Below are 23,728 nucleotides of genomic sequence, written 5' to 3' on the forward strand. Positions count from 1 at the left end.
GAAGTCCAGTGCTGGACACCGTTTTGACCACCTCAATTGAACCTTTCCAAGGAGCGCTCCCATGGCCGATGCCCCCGCCCGCCCGCAGGAAGGAACCGGACCGTCAAAGGTCACGCTGTACCGCAACGGTTCCGTCTACACCGCGGCCGACCCCTTCGCCACGGCCACGCTCGTGGACGGCGACACCGTCGCCTGGGTGGGCTCGGAGCAGGCTGCTGCCTCGATTGCCGACAGTTCGATGGACATCATCGATCTGCGGGGCGCCCTCGTCGCACCGGGCTTTGTCGATTCCCACGTCCACCTGACGGAGACCGGCATTGCGCTTGGCTCGTTGCCGCTGGGCGGTGTGCGGTCGGCCCGGGAGCTGCTGGACGCCGTCGCCGCCTCGGGCGGGGATGGCGCGGTGCTGGGGCACGGCTGGGATGAGTCGCGGTGGGACGATCCCACGCTCCCGGATGCCGGAGAGCTGGAACGTGCCGCCGTTGGCCGTCCGGTGTATCTTTCCCGCGTTGATGCGCATTCCGCCCTCGTCTCGCGGTCACTCGCAGCCAGTGCCGGGCTGGAAGAACTGGACGGCTACGCCCCAGGCGGTCACGTCAAGCGTCAGGCCCACACCGCAGCCCGGCAGGCCACGCGCCGCCTGCCGTCCGCTGCGCTGCAGGACTACCAGCGGCGCGCGCTGGACGAAGCTGCGGCCAACGGATACGTGGCGCTGGCGGAGATGGGCGCGCCAAAAATCAGCAGCACAGACGACCTGCGGCTGGCGGCCGGCTGGAATGACAGGCCGGGCTCCCTCCCGGCCCCGGAGGTGCTCCCATACTGGGGCGAACTGACGCCGACTGCGGCCGACGCCGAGGCGCTGCTTGCCGAACTTGGGGTCCGGGTTCGGGGTTTTGCAGGGGACCTGAACATCGACGGGTCGATCGGTTCCCGTACGGCGTCCCTGCGGGAACCGTATACGGACGCCCCGGGCGAATCCGGCACGGCGTACCTCTCTGTATCCGAAGCAGCCGCGCATCTCGCGGCGTGTTCCGTGCTGGGGATCCAGGGCGGCTTCCACGTCATAGGCGACGCCGGCCTCGATGCGGCCCTGCAAGCCCTCGAGGAGGCTGCCGCCGAGGTGGGGGAGCAGCGGGTCCGGGCTGCGGGGCACCGCTTCGAGCACGTAGAGATGGCCGACGCGGACGCCATCGCCCGCCTCGCGAAATACTCCGTGACGGTCAGCGTGCAGCCCGCCTTCGATGCCGTGTGGGGCGGCCAGGGCCAGCTCTACGAGCAGCGCCTGGGAACGCGCAGCCGGGGCATGAACCCGTTCGCATCGTTCTACTCGGCCGGCGTCCCCATCTGCTTCGGCAGCGACACGCCGGTGACGCCGCTCCGTCCCTGGTCCAGCGTGCGGGCCTGCCTCGAACACCACGACGCCGGCCAGCGGATCTCCGCCCGCGCGGCCTTCCTCGGCCATACGCGGGCCGGCTGGCGCGCCGCCCGGTACGAAAACCCCATGGCCGGCCAGCTGGTACCGGGCGCACCCGCAACCTTCGCCGTTTGGGAAGTGGATGAGCTCATGGTCCAGGTGGCGGACGGCAGGGTCCAGTCCTGGAGCACGGATCCCCGCGCCCGGACGCCGCTGCTTCCCGCACTGGACACCGGGGCCGACCCGCGCTGCCTGCAGACCGTGCGGAACGGGCTGGAACTGTTCTCCGCAGAGGCTCTCCGCGCCTGATCAGCAGGCGGGCCTGCCAGCGACTTATTGGGCCATCCGGGCGCCATCTGACACCACAGCACCCGGCAAAACCGGGCGCTGACCAGCGACGATGCATGAACGGGCAGGTCAGGTGCCGGTTGACAGCCCCAAGCCAGTCCGTAGCATTGAGCATCAACGGACAGATGCTTCAGCAGCAGCATTCGTCCGGCCACCGCTGCCGCCGCCGGACCGCCTGGACTGGCCGGTGACCCATGCAGGTGGCAACCGGGGCGGGTCCGAAGCGCATCAGAAAACAGTTCTCCAACCGCTCGTCGCGGTATACCGAACTGGCCCGGGGCGCTTGGACCCGCCCGTGGTGGAGCTGGCTCCTGCCCCCGGCCAGGGACAAGCGCGAACGGACACTTTCTGTCCCGGACCCCTGCCGGGCGGACGGAAGCACTCCGCGACACGAGCGCTCCGCGAGGCCCGTATAATAGGTAGTTGCGCTTTGCGAGCCGGCGTTCCCGCCGGGCTCCCGCGTGCTGACCGCTCCCATCCAGGAAAGGCCTCCCTGTGCGTGTCCTCACCATCATCCCCACCTACAACGAGCTGGAGTCGCTTCCGAAGACTCTTGGACGCCTGCGCGCCGCCGTGCCTGCTTCCGATGTCCTCGTTGTGGACGACAACAGCCCGGACGGCACCGGACAGCTTGCGGACAGCATCGCGGCCGAGGACAACCAGGTCCACGTCCTGCACCGGAAGGGCAAGGAAGGCCTGGGCGCCGCCTACATCGCCGGCTTCAAATGGGGGCTGGACGCAGGCTACGACGTCCTGGTTGAGATGGACGCCGACGGGTCGCACCAGCCGGAACAGCTGCCCTCGCTGCTGGAGGCCGTGGACCAGGGCGCTGACCTTGCCATGGGTTCCCGCTGGGTGAAGGGCGGAAGCGTCGTTAACTGGCCGCTGTACCGCCAGGCTATTTCCCGGACTGGAAGCACGTACGCCCGCATCATGCTCGGCCTCAAGATCAAGGACGTCACGGGCGGTTACCGGGCGTTCCGCCGCACGACACTGGAGAAGCTCAACCTGGACCAGGTCGATTCCGTGGGGTACGGCTTCCAGGTGGACCTCGCGTGGCGCGTCGCCAAGATGGGGCTCAACATCGTGGAGCGGCCCATCACCTTCGTTGAACGTGAACTGGGCGCGTCCAAGATGAGCGGCAACATTGTGGTTGAGGCCATGATCAACGTGACAAAGTGGGGCCTGACCGCCCGCTGGAAGAAGCTGACGGGAAAAAGCCCGCGCAACTAGCCGCACAAAGACCCAGCCGGATACGCAAAAGGCCGGATCCGCTGCATCCATATGGTGCAGCGGATCCGGCCTTTTCGGCTCTAAACGGCGGCTAGCAAGTAGCGCCCGTCAGGCGGAACGCCGTTCACCGCGACGCTCACGCAGAATGGTGAGGCGGTCCTCGAGGATCTGCTCCAGCTCCGGAAGCGAGCGGCGCTCCAGCAGCATGTCCCAGTGGGTGCGCACGGCCTTCTCGTTGCTGGTGTCCGGGCGTTCGCCATCAACGAGCAGCGCTTCCTTGCCGGTCTTGGAAACCCAGACAGGGGGGATTTCGGCTTCGGAGGAAAAGGTTACAAAAACCTGTTCGCCATCCTCGCACCGGTACTCAACCCGCTGACGCGGAGCCGGCTCCACGCCGGATTCGGTCTCCATGCTTTGGGCGCCAAGACGCATGCCACGCAGGCTGCGATCGCTCATGATTTCTCCCTCTATTCGGTTCGCGGAGCGGACTCCGCGCTAGCCGGAAGCCCTGATTAAGGCGCCTCCGGACTACGGTGTGGTTCACGTAGCATCACTAGTTCAAACGCTTCGCCAAGCATTGTTGTTCCGCACGGACTGATCCGGCCGGACAAATACCCCATTATACGGATTTCGGCGGGGCGCAGCAATCCGGTAGAGACATCAATCCGGCAGAGGCAGCAATGCGGCGGCGCGCACCAACACGGGCAGTATCGCAAGCGAAAGGGAGGCAGCCGTCGCGGCCTGCCTCCCTTTTGCCCACCCGAGTTGCTTACCCGAAACGCTTACACCTGGGTCTGGGCCGCAGCCTCGCCGGACTGGCCGCTGCTCTGGCCGCTGCCCTGGTCGCTGAACAGGCCGCCGGAGCGGGGGTCGGGATTGGTTCCGCCCAAAGCGCTGCCGATGCCCTTCAGTGCCTCGCCAACTTCGCTGGGAATGATCCACAGCTTGTTGGAGGAACCGTCCGCGAGCTTCGGCAGTGTCTGCAGGTACTGGTAAGCCAGCAGTTTCTGGTCCGGGTTGCCCTTGTGGATGGCGTCGAACACCTTTTGGATGGCCTGCGCCTCGCCGTCGGCACGCAGAATGGCGGCCTTTGCGTCACCCTCGGCCTTGAGGATAGCCGCCTGCCGCTGCCCTTCGGCCGTGAGGATCGCGGACTGCTTGGTGCCCTCGGCGGTCAGGATCGCGGCGCGGCGGTCACGTTCCGCCCTCATCTGCTTCTCCATCGAATCCTGGATGGAGTGCGGCGGGTCGATGGCCTTCAGCTCCACCCGGGAGACGCGGATGCCCCAGCGGCCGGTGGCTTCGTCCAGGACTCCGCGCAGCTGGCCGTTGATCTGGTCGCGGGACGTGAGCGCCTCTTCCAGGTTCAGGCCACCCACTACGTTACGCAGGGTGGTGGTGGTCAGCTGCTCCACGGCCTGGATGTAGTTGGCGATCTCGTACGTGGCCGCGCGCGGGTCGGTGACCTGGAAGTAGACCACCGTATCGATGGACACCACCAGGTTGTCCTCGGTGATCACGGGCTGCGGCGGGAAGGACACCACCTGCTCGCGCAGGTCCAGCAGCGGCAGGAGCCGGTCAACAAAGGGGATGAGGAGGGTCAGGCCGGGATTTAGGGTTCGCTGGTACTTCCCCAGCCGTTCCACGACGCCGGCTCGGGCTTGCGGCACGATCCGCACCGAGCGGACCAGCACTATGATGACGAAAATAATCAGAACCACCATCACGAACGTGAGGGCGATTCCTCCTGGGCTATCCATACTTCTCCTTTGTCCCCAACTTTCAGTGAAGCTCTAACCCGGCGAAAAACTCGCCGTAATCTGCTGCTCCGCCGCGGCGGGAGCAGAAACCTATGGGGCGGAGCCGCCTACTGGACGGCGGTCTCAGCCTGAGGTGACACGACCGCCGTCGCGCCTTCAATGGCCGAAACGATCACGCGCTGGCCTTCGGGGATGACGCCGGACTGCGAACGCGCGCTCCAGATGTCGCCGCCGATCTTCACGCGTCCGTCGGTTGCCGTTACTGATTCCAGGACCAGCGCGGATTCCCCAATCAGGCGGTCGATGTTGGTGCGCTGTTCGGGCGGGCCCTTGTGGAGGTGCTTGAGGGTCACCGGGCGCACGAACGCGATCATGAGCAGCGAGACGACGCAGAACACCACAATCTGCAGCCACAGGTCCGCGCCGGCGAAGTCGGCCACCAGACCGGCCAGGGCACCTCCGCCCAGCATGATGAAAAACAAGTCAAGGGTCAGCATCTCCACGGCGGCGAACACCAGGAAGAGGGTGAGCCACAGTGCCCACCAGTTTTGGCCCAGCCATTCAAACATCGCTTTCCCCCTTGATCCCGAGGGCTGCGGGGCAGACCCTCAGTAACTTTCTTCCATCGTAGACCGAAGCAGGAGCGCCCGGCAGGGGAACGGCTGGCAGGGCAGGAACGTGGCCAAGCCGTTATGGAGCGGGCATTTCCGCGGGCACGAAGATGCTGATCCGGAACCGGGCGGAGACCCTGGTGGTTCGCGGAAGGCCGGCGAGCCGTCCGGTCAGCGTGGCACGGTCCGTGTGGTGGCCGGCGGGACCCATGAGCGCGAGGTTGGCCACGTCCTCGGGGGAAAGGGACAGGTCTACGTCGATGTCCTGCGTCGACAGCGGGGTGAAGCGTCCTGCGAGCGCCTCGGCCAGGCGCTCGTCCTTCGCGGGGTCAATGCCCAGCATCCCGGCCTGGCTCGCGATTTCCCCGAGGTGGCCTGCCCGCGGCGTCACCACGAGAAGCCGGCCCGAGGGTTTGAGGACACGGGCGAACTCGGCCGCGTTGCGGGGCGCGAACACCACGGCAACCACGTCGACGGCGGCGTCGGGCAGCGGAAGCGGCTGCCACACATCGCCCACCAGGTTGACGGCTTCCGGGTTGAGTCTAGCGGCGCGGCGCAGCGCGAACTTGGAGATGTCCAGCCCGACGGCGGCCACGCCCGTGACGCCGTCCACCCGGTCCCCGTCGGCAGAGGCCGCACCGTCCACAAAGTCCCGGGTTTCAGCACGGTCGCTGCTGTTGCTCGAGTGAGCCCCGTTCAGATAATCAAGGATCGCCCGAAGGTAGTGCCCCGTTCCCGTCCCGGAGTCAAGCACTGTTGGTGCGGGGCCGCCCAAGGCCGGTTCCGCTGCCAGGGCCAGAGCGTCGGCCAGAGGCCGGTAGTGGCCGGCGTCGAGGAACGCTGCCCGTGCCGCGACCATCTCGGCCGTATCCGATTCGAAGGCGGTTCCCTTGCCCACCAGCATGTTGAAGTACCCCTGCCGGGCGGCGTCAAAGCTGTGCCGCTCCCGGCAGGCCAGTGCCCGGACGCGGCCGGTGCCGCCGTCGTGGATGGGCTGGAGGTCCTGGCGGCAAACGGGACAAAGCAGAACGGGCAGGCGCGAAAGCATGAGGACCATCCTAGGGCAGGCGTTTTCCGCCGCCGCCGTTCCGCACCCGTACCGGACCAGCTAGGCTCACGTGGATGAAGCCTGAACATCTGCCGCTGCTCAACTCCGTCTCCGCCCCCGCCGTCCACCCCGACGGAACCAGGGCGGTCGTCTCCGTCGTCCGCCCCGACTTTGACGCCGACTCCTATGTGGGCCAGCTGTGGACCGTGCCGCGGGACCCGGAAAGGCTTCCCCGGCGCGTGACCCGGGGTTTCCGCGATACGGCGCCGGCCTTTTCGCCGGACGGCCGGGTCCTGGCTTTCCTCCGCGCCGCCCCGGGGGGCAGCCCGCAGCTCCACGTGGTGGAGGCCGCCGGCGGGGAGCCCCAGGCCCTGACCAACAGGAAGATGGGTGTCTCGTCCTTCGACTGGTCGCCGGATTCCGCACGGATCGTCTTCGCATCCAGGGAACCGGAGGTGGGCCGCTACGGAACGCTCGACGGCGTCGGGTCCGGCGCTGAGGACGCCCGGTACATCACGGAGTACAAGTACAGGATGAACGGTGAGGGCTACACGAGGGACAAGCCGCAGCAGCTCTTTCTGCTGGACGTACCGGAACTGGGCGGAGAACCATGGGTGAAGCCGGCGGGGCGCGCGGCCAAGGGCCGGAACGGAAGTGAAAGTGAACACCCGGGGGAGTCCGCTGGATCTGACGCCGGTGGGGTGCCCCAGTCGCGCCAGCTCACGAAAGGGCCAACCGACCACACCGGGGCAACCTTCAGCAGCGACGGCAGTGCCGTGTATTTCGTGGCGGCCCTCCACGAGGACGCGGACCTGGACCTGGTGTCCGGGATTTACCGCATAGCGGCCGACGGCGGGACTCCGTCGCTGGTGCCCGCGGGCAGCTTGGGCGCCCAGACCGTTTCGGACGTCCGGCAGTCGGCGGACGGCCAATGGCTGTTCTTCACCTCCCAGGACCTGGGCAGCACCGGCCAGGACTTCGTTGCCAAGAACACCGTGCTCCACGTCATGCCCGCTGCCGGCGGCGACGCCAGGGCCCTGAGCGACGCGGAGAACATGGACATCGAAGCGCCCGGCACTACCATTGGCCTCCGCGGCAAAGACAGCGCGCTGGTGCTCAACAACGCCCAGGGAACCGTGGAGCTGCTCGAGTTCAGCGCCACGGGGGACCATTCGCTCCTTATCCATGGTGACCGGGTAGTCGCCGGGGCCGCGGACGGTGCGGGCACGGTGTTCGTCAGCTACAGCGACGCCGCCACGGCAGGTGACGTTGGGGTCCTCGAGGGTGGCCAGCTCCGGTTGCTCACCGATTTCTCGGCCGCCCTGCGGACCGAAGCAGGCATCATCGAGCCGCAGGAAGTGACGTTCCCCGCCCCCGACGGCTACCCGGTCCACGGCTGGCTGGTGCTGCCGCCGGGCAAGGGCCCGCACCCGGTGCTGCTGAACATCCATGGCGGACCGTTCGCGCAGTACACCGCCGCGTTTTTCGATGAGGCACAGGTCTACGCCGCGGCCGGATACGCCGTGCTGATGTGCAACCCGCGCGGCTCGGCCGGCTACGGCCAGGCCCATGGACTGTCCATCAAGGAACGGATGGGCACCGTGGACATGCAGGACGTGCTCGCTTTCCTGGACGGTAGCCTGGAGAAGTTCGATTCCCTCGACGCCGGCGCCCTGGGGATCATGGGCGGCTCCTACGGCGGCTACCTCACGGCGTGGACCATCAGCCAGGACCACCGGTTCCGCGCAGCCATCGTGGAGCGGGGCTTCCTGGACCCCGTTAGCTTCACGGGCTCGTCGGACATTGGCTGGTTCTTCGGCGGTGAATACGTTGGCTCGGCAACCGAGCAGGTGGCCGCACAGAGCCCCATGGCAACCGTTGCCGCGGTCCGGACGCCCACGCTGGTGATCCACAGCGAGGATGACCTCCGCTGCCCCGTGGAGCAGGGCCAGCGCTACTTCACTGTGCTCAAGCAGCTGGGCGTCGACTCGGCCTTCCTCGTGTTCCCGGGCGAGGACCACGAGCTTTCACGCTCGGGGACGCCGCACCACCGGCGGCAGCGGTTCGAGCACATCCTGGCGTGGTGGGCGAAGTACCTCCCGACGGACAGCAACCGGAGCGATGCCTCCTAATCAGACCCGGACTTATCCGTCACGGCTTCCCGGCCGGCCTGCTCGCTGTCCGGGAAGCCAAGCTCCCGGCTGGCGGAACCGATGCCCGGTTCGGACCAGCGCGCTACATACTCGCTGTTCGTGCTGAGCGAGCGGAGCTCGGCCCGGTCAATGTAAAGGCGGCCGTGGAGATGGTCAGTTTCGTGCTGCACGATCCGCGCCTGCCAGCCGGTGAAATCCCGGGTGGTGTTCCCGCCGTCGGGCGTTATGAACTCAAGCCGCACGCTCTCGGGGCGTTCCACCACAGCCTGCAGGCCGGACAGCGACAGGCAGCCTTCGAAGAAGGCAGCCGTGCCGTTACCCAGGCGCGCGTAGGACGGATTCAGCACGGCGAAAAACTCAAGTGGCGCCCTGCCCCGGGCCGCGGCTGTGGCCTCGTCGATCTCGAACTGGTCCTCGAGGACGGCCAGCTGCAGCGGAACACCCAGCTGGGGAGCCGCCAGGCCGACGCCGGGCGCCGCATGCATGACCTTCCGCATCAGGACGATCAGCTGGCTGAGTTCGTCGGGCTCCAACTGCCCCTCGAACGGAGCCGCGTGCTGCCGCAGGACCGGGTGCCCGGCCTGAACGATGGGCGGCAAGGACTCCGAGGCCAGTAGCTCCTGCACGGTTTCCCTAATGCGGGCGGGGCTGTACGGCGTAGGCGGCGATGCGTGGGTCATGGGCAACAGCCTAGTGCTGTCCTGAGTCTGTCCCGAAGTGCTGTGCCGTGTTCCGAAGCGGCGCACCATGTTCGGAAGCGCTGCGCGCGGCACCTCATTGCATGGTGAAGCGCCGGGCCACCAGGGCATTGAAGGCGGGCATGGCGGCGGCACGGGCAATCACCGCGTTCCGGGGCCGCAGCAGGCCCTCCGGAAGCGGTCGGCCCAGCGCCATGTTCACCTCAGCCTGGCGTTTCGCGGCGGCTGCAGCCCGGCGTCGCGAGGCATCGAAACGCCGGAGAGCGTCCGCCGACGGCTCGTTGCGCACCACCGCGAGGATCGCCGGCAGCAGCGCTTCCGCATCAAGCCAGCCAAGGTTCATTCCCTGCCCGCCGATGGGGCTGATCTCGTGCGCCGCGTCGCCGATGAGTGCTGTCCGGCCGGAGATCATGCGGGCGGCCATCCGTGACCGGACACTGAAGCTGCTGAGCATGGTGTTGGCGCCGGGGTCCAGCACCACGCCGGTTCGGCGGGCAACCAGCCCCGCCAGCTGCTCCGGGGCGGGCCGGGCCGGAGCCTTGCCAAGCCGGACCACCCAGCGGCGGACGCCGCCGGGAAGCGGAAAGGACTCCACGATGCCATCGCTTTCCAGGAACAGTGCGGCGTCGCTGCCGTAGGGGCTGGATTCGGGGAAGTCACCCATCAGGTAATGGTCCGGATACAGTTTCCCCGGCGCCGCGACGCCCAGGAGGGTCCGCACCGTCGAGGAGGCGCCGTCGGCTCCCACCGCGAAAGCGGCGGAGTAGCTGGCGGCAGCCCCGGCGGTGGTGACGCTGAGCGTGACCCGGCTGCCGTCGTCGTGCATTCCCCTGACATTGGCGTCACGGAGCAAGGCGCCGGCGTCCAGCTCCCTGAGCCGCCGCTCCAGGACCTCCTCCGTCACGGGCTGGGGTACGGCGAGGACGAACGGGTAGCGGTCGGAGACCGGTGCGAACGGCATCCGGGCGATCTTCCGGCCGTTACTCACGGCGAAGCCCTGGCGGATGGGGATACCCCTTCCGATCAGCTCCTGGGCGACGCCGATGCGCTGCAAGGCGGCGAGCGCCGGCGGATGGATGCCGATGGCCCTCGTGTGGGCGTTTCGTCCGGTCCGCCGTTCCAGGACCCGCACCGCGACGCCCTGCTGCAGCAGCAGCGAACCGAGGAGGAGTCCAACCGGTCCGGCGCCAACGATCAGCACATCGGTCATGCCGGGCGCCGCCGGTAGGTGAGCAGGCAGTGGAAGGGGGAATGCCGTTCCACCGTCCAGCCCATGGGGACCACCGCAGCCAGCTCCGGAACGGTGTAGCTGCGCCTGATCGAGGTCAGCCCGTCGCCACGGATGTAGGAGCCGGTGAGCGGCAGGGCGCCGGCACTGAACAGCGCATAGGCGGCCGCGCTGCGCCGCAGGTCGTTGTGCAGGGCGAGGCGGCGGGCAAGCCCGGCGGAGTCGTCCAGGAACTGCTGCAGCTCCGATGGGGTCAGATGGTGCAGGACGTGGTTGGAGATGACGACGTCGTACTGCCTGCCCTCGGCGAGGAGGTCGCCACTGCTCGCCTGGCGGAACTCCACGCCGGGGACGGGCTTGCGGCCGGCGGCGAAACGGAAGGCCCTGGCGTCCGGGTCAATCCCGGTCACGTGGAGCTGGATTCCGTCCTTGGCTGCCCAGCGGGCGAGCATCACGGCCAGGTCGCCGCCGCCGCAGCCGACGTCCAGCAGCGTTGCCGGTCCGGCGCCGGACACCTGCGGCCGCACCGTGCTGCGGTACAGCCGGCTCCAGCCGGCGACCACGCGGTTGACCAGCGCAAATTGCTTGTAGGTGCGCTCCAGCCGGTCCGGATCGCAGTCCGGCCGGTCCATCTCCTCGACGGCGCCGGTGTCACGCCCGCCGAGGACGCCTGGGCCGCTTCCTGGGATCCTCACGGCCGTCAGGCCAGGGAGGGTTCGGCCTCGCCGGCAACGGCATCAAGCTCACCCGCCGGCTGCTTCACTTTTGTGAACAGGCCCGTTTCCACGGTCAGGCCGGGGCCGAAGGCCATGGAGCAGATGCGTTCGTCCCCGTCCCGCGACGGAAGATCCAGAATATGTTTCAGAACGAAAAGCACCGTGGCGCTGCTCATGTTGCCGTAGTTACGCAGCGTTTCGCGGGCCGGACGCAGCTGCTGGTCGGTGAGATCCAGCCGGGACTGCACCTTGTCCAGGATGCTGCGCCCGCCCGGGTGGATGGCCCAGTGCGTGATGTCGCGGTAGGCGAATTCGCGGAGGGAGGGGTCGCGTGCCAGCAGCGGCTCGAGCGCGCCCACGATGTGCTCATCGATGATGTGCGGCACGTAGTTGCCGAGCACCATCTCAAAACCTTCATCACCGATGTTCCAGGCCATCGAGTCCTCGCCCACCGGCGTCAGGACCGTCTCGAAATGATCCAGCCGGAGCAGCGGCGGGGCCGTCAGGTCCTCACGGGCAGTGACGACGGCGGCCGCTGCGCCATCCGCAAACAGCGCGGATCCCATGATGGTGTCGGGATCATTGGAGGTCCGGACGTGCAGGGAGCACAGTTCGGCGCACACGACGAGCACAACCGCCGTCGGATCCGCCTCGCAGAAGGATTTGGCTGCACGGAGTGCCGGAAAGGCCGCGTAGCAGCCCATGAAGCCGAGGTGGTAGCGCTGCACGGCCGGGTTGAGGCCCAGGGCGCGGACGATCTTGTAGTCCGGTCCCGGGTTGAAAAACCCGGTGCAGGAGACCGTGATGAGGTGGGTAATGTCCGGCGGATCAATGCCCGCGCATTTGGAGACTGCCGTGTCCGCCGCTTCGATGAAGAGCTTCGTCGCTTCCTCGGCGAAAAGGTTGTTGCGCGCCTTGGTGCTGGGGCTCCGCAGCAGGCCGGTCTGCGGATCGAAGAACTGCGGATTTTCGGCGGTGGAGTCCAGGGTCAGCTCGCGGACCGCGGTGTACCGGGTATCGATGGCGGCGGAATCAAAGCACGTGGACACGAGCCGCGAGCCAAGCCGTGTCAGCCCCGGCTGGGCGGCAAACACATCACGGGCCTCGTGCTGGATGAGCACCGTCGGCGGAACAGCAATTTCGAGAGCTCTCACATAGACCGTCATTCGTTCATTCTTAACGAGAGCGCAATTTAAGACAATGGATTGGACTTGGCCGCGACCGGACACCTCCCGACTGGACAACTCGCGCGCGACGTAGGACCATCTCGACTGTGACCAGCAGACCCGCAGCAGCACAGCGCCTGGACGATTTGGCGCGGCTGCGCCGTGTCCGCGACCGCATCGACAGGGAGTACGCCCAGCCGCTGGACGTCGAGGCGCTTGCCCGCGGCGTGAACATTTCGGCCGGCCATCTCAGCCGCCAGTTCCGGGAGGCCTACGGCGAGTCGCCGTACGCCTACCTGATGACGCGGCGCATCGAGCGGGCCATGGCGCTGCTGCGGCGCGGCGACCTCAGCGTCACCGAGGTGTGCTTCGCCGTCGGCTGCTTGTCGCTGGGCACGTTCAGCAGCCGCTTTACCGAGCTGGTGGGGATGCCGCCGAGCGTCTACCGCACCGAGGCGGCGGGAGCGACGGCGGGCATGCCCTCGTGCGTGGTGAAACAGGTGAGCAGACCGGTCAGGAATCGAGAAGCGGTCCCGTCCGGCCGCACCTAGACTGGCGGCATGAACCTCACCATTCACTGGACTTTCCTTCCGCACAACGACGCCGAGGCCTCCCTGACCTTCTATCGCGACACCCTTGGTTTCGAGCTCCGCAACGACGTGGGATATGGCGGGATGCGCTGGCTCACGGTTGGCCCTCCTGACCAGCCCGGCACCTCTGTGGTCCTGGAACCGCCCGCTGCCGATCCGGGCATCACCGAGGACGAGCGGCGCACGATCACCGAAATGATGGCCAAGGGCACCTACGCCCGCCTGGTGCTCGGCACCCCGGACCTGGACGGAACCTTCGAGAAAGTGCAGGCCAGCGGGGCCGAGGTGGTCCAGGAGCCCACCCAGCAGCCGTACGGCGTGCGCGACTGCGCCTTCCGCGATCCGGCGGGAAACCTGATCCGCATCAACGAGGTCAGCTAGGTTGTTTTTTGCTTCAGCCGGCGGGTGCAGCTGCTGCGCCCGCCGGCTGTGATGCGCGTTTGCTGTTGCCCCGACCGCGCCGACGAACAAGAATCAGACATGGTGTGCGAAGCTGGCGGGCTCAGCCAACTATCCGCTTAACAGATGGAGACACGATGACCATAACGACGAGGACGGACGCACAGTCATCGGAACTCCACACCGCCGACGGCCATGATCTGATCAGGGTGCAGGGCGCGCGCGTGAACAACCTCAAGGATGTCAGCGTTGAGATCCCCAAGCGCCGCCTGACCGTGTTCACCGGTGTCTCCGGTTCGGGCAAGAGCTCCCTGGTGTTCGGGACGATTGCCGCGGAGTCGCAGCGGATGATCAATGAGACGTACAGCGCGTTCGTGCAGGGCTTCATGCCGACGCTGTCGCGGCCTGAAGTTGATGTGATGGAGGGCCTGACCACTGCCATCATCGTCGACCAGGAGCGGATGGGTGCCAACCCGCGCTCCACCGTGGGCACCGCGACCGACGCCAACGCGATGCTGCGGATCCTTTTCAGCAGGCTGGGCCAGCCGCACATCGGCTCACCCAATGCCTACTCGTTCAACATCCCGACGGTGAGGGCCAGCGGGGCGATCACCGTCGAACGCGGCAACAAGACCAAGGCCGAGAAGGCGACGTTCAACCGGCTCGGCGGCATGTGCCCGCGCTGCGAGGGCATGGGCAACGTCAGCGACTTTGACCTGACGGCGCTGTACGACGATAGCAAGTCGCTCGGCGGGGGCGCCCTGACCATTCCGGGCTACAGCATGGATGGCTGGTACGGCCGGATCTTCAGCGGGGCCGGCTTCAACATGGACAAGCCGATCAACAAGTTCACCAAGAAGGAGCTCCACGACCTGCTCTACAAGGAGCCGACCAAGATCAAGGTCGAGGGCATCAACCTGACCTACGAGGGCATTATCCCCAAGATCCAGAAGTCGATGCTGTCCAAGGACGTGGACTCGCTGCAGCCGCACGTCCGCGCGTTCGTGGAACGGGCCATCACGTTCACGACCTGTCCAGATTGCGGCGGCACCCGGCTGAGCCAGGAAGCATTGTCGTCGAAGATCAAGGGCAAGAACATCGCCGATGTCTGCACCATGCAGATCACGGACCTCGCCGACTGGGTCCGGAGCCTTGACGAGCCGTCCGTGGCCCCGCTGCTTGCCGGGCTGCAGCACCTTCTGGACTCGTTCGCGGAAATCGGGCTGGGCTACCTCTCGCTGGACCGGCCGTCCGGCACCCTGTCCGGGGGAGAGTCGCAGCGCACCAAGATGATCCGCCACCTCGGTTCTTCCCTCACGGACGTCACCTACGTCTTCGACGAGCCAACGATCGGCCTGCACCCGCACGACATTGAGCGCATGAACGCGCTGCTGCTCCAGCTGCGCGACAAAGGCAACACGGTGCTCGTCGTCGAGCACAAGCCGGAGAGCATCGCCATCGCCGACCACATCGTCGACCTCGGCCCCGGAGCCGGCACCGGGGGCGGGACCGTCTGCTTCGAGGGGACCGTCGACGGGCTCCGGGGGAGTGACACCATCACCGGCCGCCACCTCGATGACCGGGCGCAGCTCAAGGAGTCGGTGCGCTCCGCTTCGGGCGCGCTGGAGATCCGCGGCGCATCGACGAACAACCTGAAGAATGTCGACGTCGACATCCCGCTGGGCGTGCTGTGCGTCCTTACCGGTGTGGCCGGTTCCGGAAAGAGCTCGCTGATCCACGGCTCGGTCGCCAAACGCGAGGGTGTGGTGGTGATCGACCAGGCGGGCATCCGGGGCTCGCGGCGCAGCAACCCCGCCACCTACACCGGACTCCTCGAGCCGATCCGCAAGGCGTTTGCCAAGGCCAACGGCGTGAAGCCTGCACTGTTCAGCTCGAACTCCGAAGGTGCCTGCCCCACGTGCAACGGCGCCGGCGTCATTTACACGGACCTGGGCGTCATGGCCACCGTCCAGACGACGTGCGAGGAGTGCGACGGCAAGCGGTTCCAGGCAGCGGTGCTGGAGTTCACGCTCGGCGGCCGCAACATCGCCGAGGTGCTGGCGATGTCGGTGGCCGAGGCCGAGGAGTTCTTCGAGCACGGCGATGCGCGCACGCCGGCCGCGCACAAGATCCTGGACCGGCTCGCCGACGTCGGACTTGGTTACCTCACCCTCGGCCAGCCGCTCACCACCTTGTCCGGCGGTGAGCGGCAGCGGCTCAAGCTGGCCGCCCAGATGGCCGACAAAGGCGACGTCTACATCCTGGACGAACCGACAACGGGACTGCACCTGGCCGACGTCGAAAATTTGCTGGGCCTGCTTGACCGGCTGGTTGACTCGGGCAAGTCCGTGATCGTCATCGAGCACCACCAGGCGGTCATGGCGCACGCCGATTGGATCATCGACCTCGGACCGGGAGCCGGGCACGACGGCGGAAAAATCGTTTTCGAGGGATCTCCGGCTGACCTTGTTGCCGGCCGTTCAACGCTGACCGGCGAGCACCTGGCAGCCTACGTCGGCGCCAGCTGACAGGCCAGCGCGAGGCCTTAAACATCAACTTATTGAAGCCTCAATGAACCGGGGTGGTATCCCTAGGGCTACCGGGGGGAGGGATTCAGCCCTGGCACCCAGAAATGGGGGAGCCACATGAATTTGCATCGGAAAGACGAGCCTGACCTACCGGATATAGCGCCCTCCACCGTCCACACGCCAAATTAGGCCCGGTTGCGCCGAGGCGGCACCTCAGCCCAGCGGGGTCCCGTGGAGCCCTACGCCCACTACGCCCACGAGCCGGTGACGGAAAGGTCGGTCGCGGCACCTGTGGCCAACGGGGGAGAAGCAGGCACTGTTGCCCGCGCGCAACGACTGAACACGTGACCGTCTTATTCCACGCACCGTTCACCGCGCCCGAGTGGCAGGAGCGGTGCGTTCGGGTGCTTCGTCCGACACATTATGTCAAGTAATTTTCGGGCAGATGAGCCGTACCGATCGATCAGGAATAGAGAAGTCCGGTCGTACCGCCGAACGTTAGGGTAAGAATGTGATGAATCACTATCAGGAGGGCGCATGCCATACACCGTAGACTTCCAGAATGTTTCCACCGTGGGCCTGGAATCGTCCCCAGTGGCCGAAGCGTTAGCTGGACTTCGTGCCAACGAGGCGCGCTATTACAAGAACAAGTACGATCACGTTTTCACCGTCAGGCCCGCCAATGAGGCGCCAGAGACACTCGACTGGGTGAACCGCGTCCTTTCAGATGAGCGCGACATTGTCTTTTCGGCCCGGCCGCTGGAGGCTACTTCGTTTGAGGTGGACGGCCTCCGGATGGCATATGTCTTCTACGACTCCGGCCTGTCCGTAAACGTGATGTACGGCATCGAGCCTGGCACGAAGCGCGCAGTTGGATTTAAGCTCTCCGAGGGCATGGAAGTTCCCGAGGAACTCGCGTCAAGCTTCAAGTTCGCGCGCCAGAAGTCGAAACTGGCCGGGGTGATCCGCGGTTCCTACTTCGTAATCAAAGGCGAGTACTGAGCCCGTCAGGTGAGAAAGCCCGTTCATATCGTTTTGTGGTCATGAACGGGCTTTCCCGGTGGCTGAGGCCAAGCGGCGACCCCTGTCGGTTTAACGCCGATAATCAGCATTATGTAAAGTAGAACAGTGATTATTGCATCTGATACATGATCGCTCCTCCTCCCACCGCTGGCCGGCGCGCAGTCATGGTCACCCGTTTCTCGTTATGGCAGCGGGATGAGTACTGGCCTGAAAGAGGAAGGGATCCCAAGCATCCGGAGCGATTTCCATCAACTGAGCGCCGAATGGTTCCGAATCGAATAATGCTGCTACCAGTAGTACTCTGCGTATCTCATCAGATGAATCAATTCGCCTTGATCCCCCGCGTCCGCCGCCCTGCCGATCCGGCAACAGCGGGCAGGATCGTCGATGTCCTCCGTCCCGCGGAACGGCCAGAGAGCATCATCCCCTGGAAGCACTCCCCCACAGTCCAAGCACTCCTGACCTCAATCTCGAACGGGCCCTCACCGTCAGGCCCAGGGTGACGCCGCTGGCCGTGCGCACACGGTTGGGCAGATAGTCCTGGCCTAAGGTGACGTGCAGGGAGAAGGGCACGTCAAGTCCGGCGGACGTCAGCGCGAAGGTATGCGCCAGCCTGCAGGAGAACCCCGCCGACGAACGCCCGCTCAGCGCACTGGCCACCGAATCCTGGGTGAGCGAACGAACCCTCTCCCGCCTCTTCCAAACAGAAATGGGACTGACATTCCCGCAATGGCGGACACAGGTGCGCCGCTTCCACGCGCTCAAACTGCTCGCCGAAGACACATCCGTAACGGAAACCGCACACCAATGCGGCTGGGCATCAACAAGCGCCTTCATCGACGTCTTCCACCGCGCCTTCGGTTATACGCCAGGAACACACAACAACCTCCGGAACAGTCCCCCGGAAAGAAGCCCTGCAAACGGCTGACGCCAGATAGCACAAGGGGACGTTCAGTGACTCAGCAGCAAATATCCCCATGGAATGCGACCAATTCAGACGTCAGGGATGCCACTGAACCGTGATTATTGCATCAGATGCAAGGTCGCCCTCCTCCGTCGTCTGGCTCCCGAGACCATGACGCGGCGCGCTTGGTTCTGCCCGTGGGGCCAGGGTGATCGACGGCGTCGCCGGCCAGCCCTTAAAGTGGTGAAGCTCCGGTCAAATAGCGGTTGACCGAAGCTTCACATGCAGTATGCCCATTCAGGCCTTGAAACTCCCTGGGAAGGCGAATAAGGAACATTCGCGACCGCCACGCGTCGGCCGCCAGGAATTCCACCGCACCTCCACCAGTTTCACCGCACTCCGCTGGCAGCGGCGGGGGCGCGACCCTAGCCTTCGCACTCGATGCAGTATGAGTGGCCGTTGCTCTGGCGCGCGAGTTGGGACCGGTGCCGGACCAAGAAGCAGGAATAGCAGGTGAACTCATCCGCGGCCTCAGGGATGACCTGTACGATGAGCTCCTCGGAGACGATCTCTCCCCCGGGGGTCAGCCCTTCATCGAGCGCATCGGCTTCGTCCAGTTCCGTGACGACGCTACGGGCGTCCGGAGCGTTCGCAGACTGCAACGCCTCCAGCGACCGGTCCTGAGATTCCTTGACGTCGGAACGGACTTCGTCGTAATCAGTTGCCACTTAGGTATTTCTCATTTCTCTTGTTTTCTCTGATGTTCTTTTCTGACGAGACTGCAACGCTTACCGATGCGCCCTTGTTCCCGTATCTGGGACCCTGAGGCAGCGCCGGCCAAGACAAGCCAGCGTCCATGGAACGCCTGTGGCATCGGAAGCAGGGCACAGCGGACCTCATCGGTGCACAACCAACTGTATGCCGGATGCAGTTTCCGTACCTGTTGCACTGCTGCGGTGACCGCTTAGTCTGGGCGGCAAAGTGCGATTCATCCTCACGACTAAGGATGACCCGCTGTCGACGCTCATGGTGCCTCTTACGTCGTTCCCGATGGTGCAGTTGCCAGTAATGGGTGCTGCATCAGCGAGGAACGCCGGTAACCCGCGTGACGTGCCGCCCACAACCTTTGTTGGCAGGGCATCGCTCCCCTACCTCTAGATGAAGCCGAAGACGGGCGGGAAGACCACGACGACGACCGTTGCCCAGGCGCCGTAGATCGGCAGGTAGCGTGTTTGCCAGCGCTCGACCGCCGCAAACGGGAGCCGGCCGCGCAGGAATCCGACGGCGAGCCAGGCGGCGCGGAGCAGGTGCACAAGCAGTAGCAGGTTCAGGCCGAGTGCGGCGATCTTGTTCGGGCTGTAGCCGAATTCGGCGATCCGGGTGAGCATCGCGGTCAGCATCGCGGCGTCGAGTGCAAGGGCCGCCATGATGAGGGCCAACTGCAGAGCGTCGAAGAGTCCAGGACGGGCGAGCGGGTCGCGGGCGGACATCGAATACAGCAGCAGGCAGAGGACGAGTATGAGGATGGCGTCCATGAGGATGAGCAGATTGCGGTCGATGCCCGCGAAGCCGCCCGCGGTGGCAAGCACTGCCAGCAGGACCAGCAGCATGGCAAGTGTCAGCGGAGTGAATACGCGGGTGAGGACGGGGGCCATATTTTCGATAACCTGCTGCTTGGCCTCGACCAGCCAGGCGGCGACCAGGAGAGCGCCGGGCATCGCGATGGGCAGGATCCAGTCGTCCAGGACGGGCTGGAAGTCGATGCCAATACTCCGGAGGGTCGCGAGTGTGAGGGCGATCAGGACGGCGCCGCCGAGCGCCAGCAGTGTGTAGTAGACCCCGAGTTCGCCGGTAAATCGGACGAAGTCCATGCGGCGCCTCCCGGACCGCCATCTTCCTCCGACGTAGGCCAGCCCGGTCAGCAGCCACAGAATGACCGGGGCGTGCAGGGCGGCCAGAGTCCCGGTGGCGCCGAATGCGGTGAACGGGTAGAGGTTGAGTGCGACCGCGAGGCCGGCAAACGGAACGATCAGTGCCGCCGCCACTGCCCCGGTGATGCGCCGCTTCCACGCAAAGTACGCGGCGAGGAAGGGAAAGGTGAGCAGGCCCAGGTTGCGCGTCAGGGCCGCGCCGTCGTCGATCCAGGCGAAGCCGGCCTTGACCGCCGCACCCGCACCGACGGCGAGTGTGAGAACGAGGACCAGCTCGCGCCACGGTGTCGCATTGTGGTTATCGGAGCCCTCCGGCATCAGGATGAGCTGCTTCCAGAGCCGTTCGGAGTGCTCGCGGGCGAATTCACGTGAGACGGCGTCGAGGTTCCCCAGTCGCTTGATAGCGACGAGAAAGGCCTCCTCGTCATCAAGACCGGTTGCCTGACGGTCGGCGATTTGCCCGCGGAGGTGGTCCTCCAGCTCGTCCACATCAGCGAGGGAAATCGCCCGGTTCCGCTGAACGTATCCGCGCCACCGGTCGATCTGGGCCTCCAGCTCCGCGTGCGGCGCCATCACGCCCATCCCTCAGCGACCGCAGGCCCCGGAGCGGTCTGCCACACCTGACGCAGCGCGTCCGCGACGACCGCCCACTGCTGCTGCCGGTCGGCGAGGACGTCCCGCCCCGCCGGGGTAATGGCGTAGTGCTTGCGGCGGCGCCCGACCTCAGACGTGCCCCAGAGCGAGGAGACGTACCCGAGCCGCTCCAGCCGGTGCAGTAGCGGATAGAGCATTCCGTCGGTCCACTGCATGCCGCCGCCCGAGAGCTCGCTCACCCGCTTAAGGATCGCGTAGCCATACAGGTCCCCGTCCAACAGGATGCCCAGCACAAGGGGCGTTGCCGAAGCGGCTACCAGATCTTTATCAATGCGCAAGGCGCCTCCTATACCTAGAACTGAAGGGTATCAGGCCTAGTAGTTCTAGGTATAGATATCGACGCCAAGCCGAGCACATGACCGTCGCATGTCGGCCCATCGCGTCAAGCATTCGCCAGCTTTGAATACGCGGGGTCACCAGTAGGACTCTGCGTATCTCGCCGGAAGCAGTACCCTTCCCGAGTCACTCCCCAGGCCTCGCGCGCGCCCGACTTCTTTGCCTGCCTTAAATTCGACACGGGAGTCGTGATCGACGTCCGTCCCGACGCGATGGTCCACTACACCGTCTACCGTGACGCTGTGGCCTCCGGCGAGGACCGGATGGCCAGAGACGGCAAAGCTTCCGTCGCCGATCCCACCGCGGTACTAATCCGTCGCACCGGCGAGTCGGGCTGCCAGCGTCCTGACGTGCTCAACAAGCTCCGGGGGTTCGTGCACGTGGAAGTCGAACCCTTTGGTTGTCACGTAGATGACCAGCTCGTCCAGCGAGTTGGACCCGGCCCGCAGGATGCAGCTGTGCTCATCTATCGGCTCCAGCGCTCCGGTGGTGGGGGCGATCCGCTCCGCCGCGGTCTCGGCGCTAACGTGCAGGGTGAACTGGGCGTGGTAGCGGTAGGCGGATTTGGCGATCGCCCGCGAAGTGTAGCCGCTGATATCGGGGTCTGGCGGGGTGCGCGGGGTGAACCGGGGGCCGGTTGGCGTGCGCGGCTCGAGGCGGTCCACGCGGTAGGTGCGCCAGTCCTGGCGGTCAACGTCCCAGCCGACGAGGTACCAGCGCCGGCCCGCGTACACCAGCCGGTGCGGCTCGGTGGTGCGGATGCCCCTGGTTCCGTCGTGGGTGCGGTAATCAAAGCGCAGGCGGAGCGAGTCGCGGCAGGCGGCGGCGATGGCGGTGAGGGTGCCCGGGTCGACGGTGGGGCCGGCGTTGGCCATCGGCACCGTCACCGACTGCAGGGCGTTGATCCGATGGCGCAGCCGGGACGGCAGTACCTGTTCGAGCTTGGCCAGGGCCCGCAATGAAGTCTCCTCGATGTCGGTGATCGAACCGCCAGCGGCCGTGCGCAGGCCCATCGCGACCGCGACGGCTTCGTCGTCGTCGAGTAGCAGCGGCGGCAGGTCCGCGCCGGCACCCAGCCGGTAGCCGGCGGTCCCCGCGGTGGCAAGCACGGGGTAACCGAGGCCCCGCAGCCGGTCGATATCGCGGCGAACGGTGCGTGGACTGATCTCCAGCCGCTCGGCCAGTTCGGCGCCGGGCCAGTCGCGTCGGGCCTGCAGGAGGGAGAGCAATTGCAGCAGCCGTGCCGAGGTTTCCCACATGGTTGAAGTAAGCATCAGCTTAGGACCAAAGCTGACCTAACCGGCTCCTAGAGTTTTCGGTATGGATAACAACAGCGCGATTCGGCCTTTCACCATCGACATTCCCCAGGCTGACCTGGACGACCTGCGGGAGCGGCTGGCCAGGACCCGGTGGGGCGCGGACCTGCCCAATGTCGGCTGGCGCCGCGGGGTACCGGCGAGCTATCTCAAGGGGCTGGCCGAGTACTGGCGTGATGGCTACGACTGGCGCACCTACGAGCGGGAGCTGAACAAGTACCCGCAGTTCACCACCGAGATCGACGGACAGAACATCCACTTCATGCACGTGCGCTCGCCCGAGCCGGACGCGCTGCCGCTGATCCTGACCCACGGCTGGCCCGGCTCGATCGCGGGGTTCCTGAACGTCATCGGCCCACTGACCGACCCCAGGGCACATGGCGGCGACCCGGCGGACGCGTTCCACCTGGTGATCCCGTCGATCCCCGGCAGCGGGTTCTCCGGACCGACCGGCGAAGCCGGCTGGGACATCAACCGGGTGACCAGGGCGTTCGCTGAGCTGATGAACCGAGTCGGCTACGATCGCTACGGCGCCCAGGGCGGCGACACCGGCGCCGTCATCTCTCCGGGGCTCGGCCGGCTCAACCCCCACAAGGTCGTTGGCGTGCACGCGAACGGGCTCGCCGCATTCACCGAGGTCAACCCGGACGAGGTGGCGGAACTAACCGAGGCCGAGCGGGCGCGACTGGAGCACCTGCAGTACCTGAAGACCGAGCAGTCCGGTTACATGATGATGCAGATCAGCCGGCCGCAGACCCTGGCGCACGGGCTGCACGACTCCCCGGCCGGCCAATTGGCCTGGATCGTGGAGAAGTTCAAGGAATGGACCGATCCGGCCGCCGAACTGCCCGAGGACGCTGTGGACCGGGATCTGTTGCTCACCAACGTGATGCTCTATTGGCTGACCGGCACCGCCGGGTCGTCGGCCAACAGTTACTACGAGAGCGCGCATGCCGGATCCTGGGGCGCGAGTGAGCGTTCCACGGTGCCGACCGGGATTGCGGTGTTCCCCCTGGATGTGTCGATCCGGCGCACTATCGAGCTCGAACACACTATCGTGCACTGGTCCGAATTCGGCCGCGGCGGCCACTTCGCCGCCATGGAGGCCCCCGACCTGCTCATCGGCGACGTCCGCGAGTTCTTCGGCAAGCTGCGCTGAAACCACCGCCCCACCGACCTCGATCAGGTCGGCTGCGACGGTGTTCGGCGCACAGGCTCATCCGTGCAGGGTCGCAGCCCTCCTCCACCGCCGCCCCCGGATGATGCTCAGATGCTTAGCGACTGGCACAACCAGCTGACGCTGCTCCAGCAATCCACGAACGCGTATCTGCGGCAATGGACGCGGCCCACAGGGATGAGCTGTTCGGAGTCTCCCGGCTCAAGCGTGACGACTACTGCGGAGCGCCTGCGGGGCGCAAACGAAGAACAGCGGCTGCTCCACCTGGGCGAACGGCACGACGAGCCATCGACCTCCGTAGAACTCAACATACGAGTCCGGCGTGCACCTGGCGAAAGCTTCTTCGCGTGTCATCGTCATTCCTTTCAGAATTGGCCCTTGCGTATCAGGATCGTCACCACCGTCAGGACTGTTCGGCTCCTACACCCTCCCGACCTCCCAAGTGATACTCTTAACCTTAGACCTTCATTGATAAAGGTCAATAGACATTCAAGG

The 23,728-nt window shown here is 66.0% G+C and carries 22 protein-coding genes; 9 read left to right on the plus strand and 13 right to left on the minus strand.

Annotated features, from left to right (window positions below; translation table 11 throughout):
* Window positions 1-61 precede the first annotated feature (61 nt).
* Window positions 62-1,723 (plus strand): amidohydrolase, encoded by a 1,662-nt coding sequence (locus tag AC1DFE_RS09030; RefSeq protein ID WP_476905550.1) that lies wholly within the window; start codon window positions 62-64, stop codon window positions 1,721-1,723.
* Window positions 1,724-2,257: 534 nt separating this feature from the next.
* A complete protein-coding gene (locus AC1DFE_RS09035) occupies window positions 2,258-2,995 on the plus strand; it encodes a polyprenol monophosphomannose synthase (protein WP_476905551.1) in 738 nt (245 codons plus the stop codon).
* Window positions 2,996-3,103: 108 nt separating this feature from the next.
* On the opposite strand, the gene AC1DFE_RS09040 is transcribed toward AC1DFE_RS09035, so the two are convergent.
* The 4 genes from AC1DFE_RS09040 to AC1DFE_RS09055 form a co-directional block, all read right to left on the minus strand.
* Window positions 3,104-3,451: an RNA polymerase-binding protein RbpA gene (locus AC1DFE_RS09040; RefSeq protein ID WP_003802221.1), complete on the minus strand. Its 348-nt coding sequence runs from the start codon at window positions 3,449-3,451 to the stop codon at window positions 3,104-3,106.
* A 326-nt stretch (window positions 3,452-3,777) separates the two neighbouring features.
* Entirely contained in the window at window positions 3,778-4,755 is a 978-nt protein-coding gene (locus AC1DFE_RS09045) for an SPFH domain-containing protein (RefSeq protein WP_476905552.1), read from the minus strand.
* Window positions 4,756-4,862: 107 nt separating this feature from the next.
* Window positions 4,863-5,324: an NfeD family protein gene (locus tag AC1DFE_RS09050; protein ID WP_476905553.1), complete on the minus strand. Its 462-nt coding sequence runs from the start codon at window positions 5,322-5,324 to the stop codon at window positions 4,863-4,865.
* 121 nt (window positions 5,325-5,445) lie between these two features.
* The gene (locus AC1DFE_RS09055) at window positions 5,446-6,414 is read right to left on the minus strand and encodes a putative RNA methyltransferase (protein WP_476905554.1); all 969 of its coding nucleotides are present in this window, start codon (window positions 6,412-6,414) and stop codon (window positions 5,446-5,448) included.
* A 74-nt stretch (window positions 6,415-6,488) separates the two neighbouring features.
* Here AC1DFE_RS09055 and AC1DFE_RS09060 point away from each other — a divergent pair, with 74 nt between their 5' ends.
* Window positions 6,489-8,546 carry a S9 family peptidase gene (locus tag AC1DFE_RS09060; RefSeq protein ID WP_476905555.1) on the plus strand — a complete coding sequence of 686 codons (2,058 nt, stop codon included), beginning with the start codon at window positions 6,489-6,491 and terminating at the stop codon, window positions 8,544-8,546.
* On the opposite strand, the gene AC1DFE_RS09065 is transcribed toward AC1DFE_RS09060, so the two are convergent.
* The 4 genes from AC1DFE_RS09065 to AC1DFE_RS09080 form a co-directional block, all read right to left on the minus strand.
* On the minus strand, window positions 8,543-9,247 hold the full coding sequence (locus AC1DFE_RS09065; protein WP_476905556.1) for a peptide deformylase: 705 nt from the start codon (window positions 9,245-9,247) through the stop codon (window positions 8,543-8,545). The genes AC1DFE_RS09060 and AC1DFE_RS09065 overlap by 4 nt on opposite strands.
* Window positions 9,248-9,341: 94 nt before the next feature.
* The gene (locus AC1DFE_RS09070; protein WP_476905557.1) at window positions 9,342-10,475 is read right to left on the minus strand and encodes an FAD-dependent oxidoreductase; all 1,134 of its coding nucleotides are present in this window, start codon (window positions 10,473-10,475) and stop codon (window positions 9,342-9,344) included.
* Window positions 10,472-11,125, minus strand: coding sequence for a class I SAM-dependent methyltransferase (locus AC1DFE_RS09075; RefSeq protein ID WP_476905587.1), 654 nt, complete (start codon window positions 11,123-11,125; stop codon window positions 10,472-10,474). Before AC1DFE_RS09075 ends, AC1DFE_RS09070 begins: the two co-directional genes overlap by 4 nt.
* Before the next feature lie 68 nt (window positions 11,126-11,193).
* On the minus strand, window positions 11,194-12,375 hold the full coding sequence (locus tag AC1DFE_RS09080; protein WP_476905558.1) for a type III polyketide synthase: 1,182 nt from the start codon (window positions 12,373-12,375) through the stop codon (window positions 11,194-11,196).
* 107 nt (window positions 12,376-12,482) lie between these two features.
* On the opposite strand from AC1DFE_RS09080, the gene AC1DFE_RS09085 reads away from it, so the two are divergent.
* From AC1DFE_RS09085 to AC1DFE_RS09105, 5 genes are all read left to right on the plus strand, one after another.
* On the plus strand, window positions 12,483-12,926 hold the full coding sequence (locus tag AC1DFE_RS09085) for a helix-turn-helix transcriptional regulator (RefSeq protein WP_476905559.1): 444 nt from the start codon (window positions 12,483-12,485) through the stop codon (window positions 12,924-12,926).
* A gap of 9 nt (window positions 12,927-12,935) precedes the next feature.
* On the plus strand, window positions 12,936-13,346 hold the full coding sequence (locus AC1DFE_RS09090; RefSeq protein ID WP_476905560.1) for a VOC family protein: 411 nt from the start codon (window positions 12,936-12,938) through the stop codon (window positions 13,344-13,346).
* 155 nt (window positions 13,347-13,501) lie between these two features.
* A complete protein-coding gene (locus tag AC1DFE_RS09095; RefSeq protein WP_476905561.1) occupies window positions 13,502-15,892 on the plus strand; it encodes an ATP-binding cassette domain-containing protein in 2,391 nt (796 codons plus the stop codon).
* A 537-nt stretch (window positions 15,893-16,429) separates the two neighbouring features.
* Entirely contained in the window at window positions 16,430-16,894 is a 465-nt protein-coding gene (locus AC1DFE_RS09100) for a phage tail protein (protein ID WP_476905562.1), read from the plus strand.
* Between the two features lie 571 nt (window positions 16,895-17,465).
* Window positions 17,466-17,843: a helix-turn-helix transcriptional regulator gene (locus AC1DFE_RS09105; RefSeq protein WP_476905563.1), complete on the plus strand. Its 378-nt coding sequence runs from the start codon at window positions 17,466-17,468 to the stop codon at window positions 17,841-17,843.
* A 401-nt stretch (window positions 17,844-18,244) separates the two neighbouring features.
* Here AC1DFE_RS09105 and AC1DFE_RS09110 read toward each other — a convergent pair whose 3' ends face one another.
* The 4 genes from AC1DFE_RS09110 to AC1DFE_RS09125 form a co-directional block, all read right to left on the minus strand.
* On the minus strand, window positions 18,245-18,547 hold the full coding sequence (locus AC1DFE_RS09110; RefSeq protein WP_476905564.1) for a DUF4193 domain-containing protein: 303 nt from the start codon (window positions 18,545-18,547) through the stop codon (window positions 18,245-18,247).
* 426 nt (window positions 18,548-18,973) lie between these two features.
* Window positions 18,974-20,323 (minus strand): permease prefix domain 1-containing protein, encoded by a 1,350-nt coding sequence (locus AC1DFE_RS09115; protein WP_476905565.1) that lies wholly within the window; start codon window positions 20,321-20,323, stop codon window positions 18,974-18,976.
* Window positions 20,323-20,682, minus strand: a complete 360-nt coding sequence (locus tag AC1DFE_RS09120; RefSeq protein ID WP_476905566.1) for a PadR family transcriptional regulator — start codon at window positions 20,680-20,682, stop codon at window positions 20,323-20,325. The genes AC1DFE_RS09115 and AC1DFE_RS09120 overlap by 1 nt, the downstream gene beginning before the upstream one ends.
* Before the next feature lie 366 nt (window positions 20,683-21,048).
* Window positions 21,049-22,014: a helix-turn-helix transcriptional regulator gene (locus tag AC1DFE_RS09125; RefSeq protein ID WP_476905567.1), complete on the minus strand. Its 966-nt coding sequence runs from the start codon at window positions 22,012-22,014 to the stop codon at window positions 21,049-21,051.
* A 46-nt stretch (window positions 22,015-22,060) separates the two neighbouring features.
* Here AC1DFE_RS09125 and AC1DFE_RS09130 point away from each other — a divergent pair, with 46 nt between their 5' ends.
* Window positions 22,061-23,215 carry an epoxide hydrolase family protein gene (locus AC1DFE_RS09130; RefSeq protein WP_476905568.1) on the plus strand — a complete coding sequence of 385 codons (1,155 nt, stop codon included), beginning with the start codon at window positions 22,061-22,063 and terminating at the stop codon, window positions 23,213-23,215.
* Window positions 23,216-23,434: 219 nt separating this feature from the next.
* On the opposite strand, the gene AC1DFE_RS09135 is transcribed toward AC1DFE_RS09130, so the two are convergent.
* Complete coding sequence (locus AC1DFE_RS09135; RefSeq protein ID WP_476905569.1) at window positions 23,435-23,587, minus strand: hypothetical protein; 153 nt, start codon at window positions 23,585-23,587, stop codon at window positions 23,435-23,437.
* Window positions 23,588-23,728: the final 141 nt, after the last annotated feature.

It is taken from the genome of Arthrobacter sp. 05T423 (assembly GCF_056396245.1).

Excerpts from the sequence above, each read along its gene's own strand:
- AC1DFE_RS09040 (WP_003802221.1), bottom strand. The coding sequence starts at position 3,451 with ATGAGCGATCGCAGCCTGCGTGGCATGCGTCTTGGCGCCCAAAGCATG.
- AC1DFE_RS09100 (WP_476905562.1), top strand. The coding sequence starts at position 16,430 with ATGCCATACACCGTAGACTTCCAGAATGTTTCCACCGTGGGCCTGGAA.
- AC1DFE_RS09075 (WP_476905587.1), bottom strand. The coding sequence starts at position 11,125 with ATGGACCGGCCGGACTGCGATCCGGACCGGCTGGAGCGCACCTACAAG.
- AC1DFE_RS09065 (WP_476905556.1), bottom strand. The coding sequence starts at position 9,247 with ATGACCCACGCATCGCCGCCTACGCCGTACAGCCCCGCCCGCATTAGG.
- AC1DFE_RS09095 (WP_476905561.1), top strand. The coding sequence starts at position 13,502 with ATGACCATAACGACGAGGACGGACGCACAGTCATCGGAACTCCACACC.
- AC1DFE_RS09130 (WP_476905568.1), top strand. The coding sequence starts at position 22,061 with ATGGATAACAACAGCGCGATTCGGCCTTTCACCATCGACATTCCCCAG.
- AC1DFE_RS09060 (WP_476905555.1), top strand. The coding sequence starts at position 6,489 with ATGAAGCCTGAACATCTGCCGCTGCTCAACTCCGTCTCCGCCCCCGCC.
- AC1DFE_RS09070 (WP_476905557.1), bottom strand. The coding sequence starts at position 10,475 with ATGACCGATGTGCTGATCGTTGGCGCCGGACCGGTTGGACTCCTCCTC.
- AC1DFE_RS09030 (WP_476905550.1), top strand. The coding sequence starts at position 62 with ATGGCCGATGCCCCCGCCCGCCCGCAGGAAGGAACCGGACCGTCAAAG.
- AC1DFE_RS09055 (WP_476905554.1), bottom strand. The coding sequence starts at position 6,414 with ATGCTTTCGCGCCTGCCCGTTCTGCTTTGTCCCGTTTGCCGCCAGGAC.
- AC1DFE_RS09050 (WP_476905553.1), bottom strand. The coding sequence starts at position 5,324 with ATGTTTGAATGGCTGGGCCAAAACTGGTGGGCACTGTGGCTCACCCTC.
- AC1DFE_RS09115 (WP_476905565.1), bottom strand. The coding sequence starts at position 20,323 with ATGGCGCCGCACGCGGAGCTGGAGGCCCAGATCGACCGGTGGCGCGGA.
- AC1DFE_RS09080 (WP_476905558.1), bottom strand. The coding sequence starts at position 12,375 with ATGACGGTCTATGTGAGAGCTCTCGAAATTGCTGTTCCGCCGACGGTG.
- AC1DFE_RS09125 (WP_476905567.1), bottom strand. The coding sequence starts at position 22,014 with ATGCTTACTTCAACCATGTGGGAAACCTCGGCACGGCTGCTGCAATTG.
- AC1DFE_RS09090 (WP_476905560.1), top strand. The coding sequence starts at position 12,936 with ATGAACCTCACCATTCACTGGACTTTCCTTCCGCACAACGACGCCGAG.
- AC1DFE_RS09045 (WP_476905552.1), bottom strand. The coding sequence starts at position 4,755 with ATGGATAGCCCAGGAGGAATCGCCCTCACGTTCGTGATGGTGGTTCTG.
- AC1DFE_RS09135 (WP_476905569.1), bottom strand. The coding sequence starts at position 23,587 with ATGACACGCGAAGAAGCTTTCGCCAGGTGCACGCCGGACTCGTATGTT.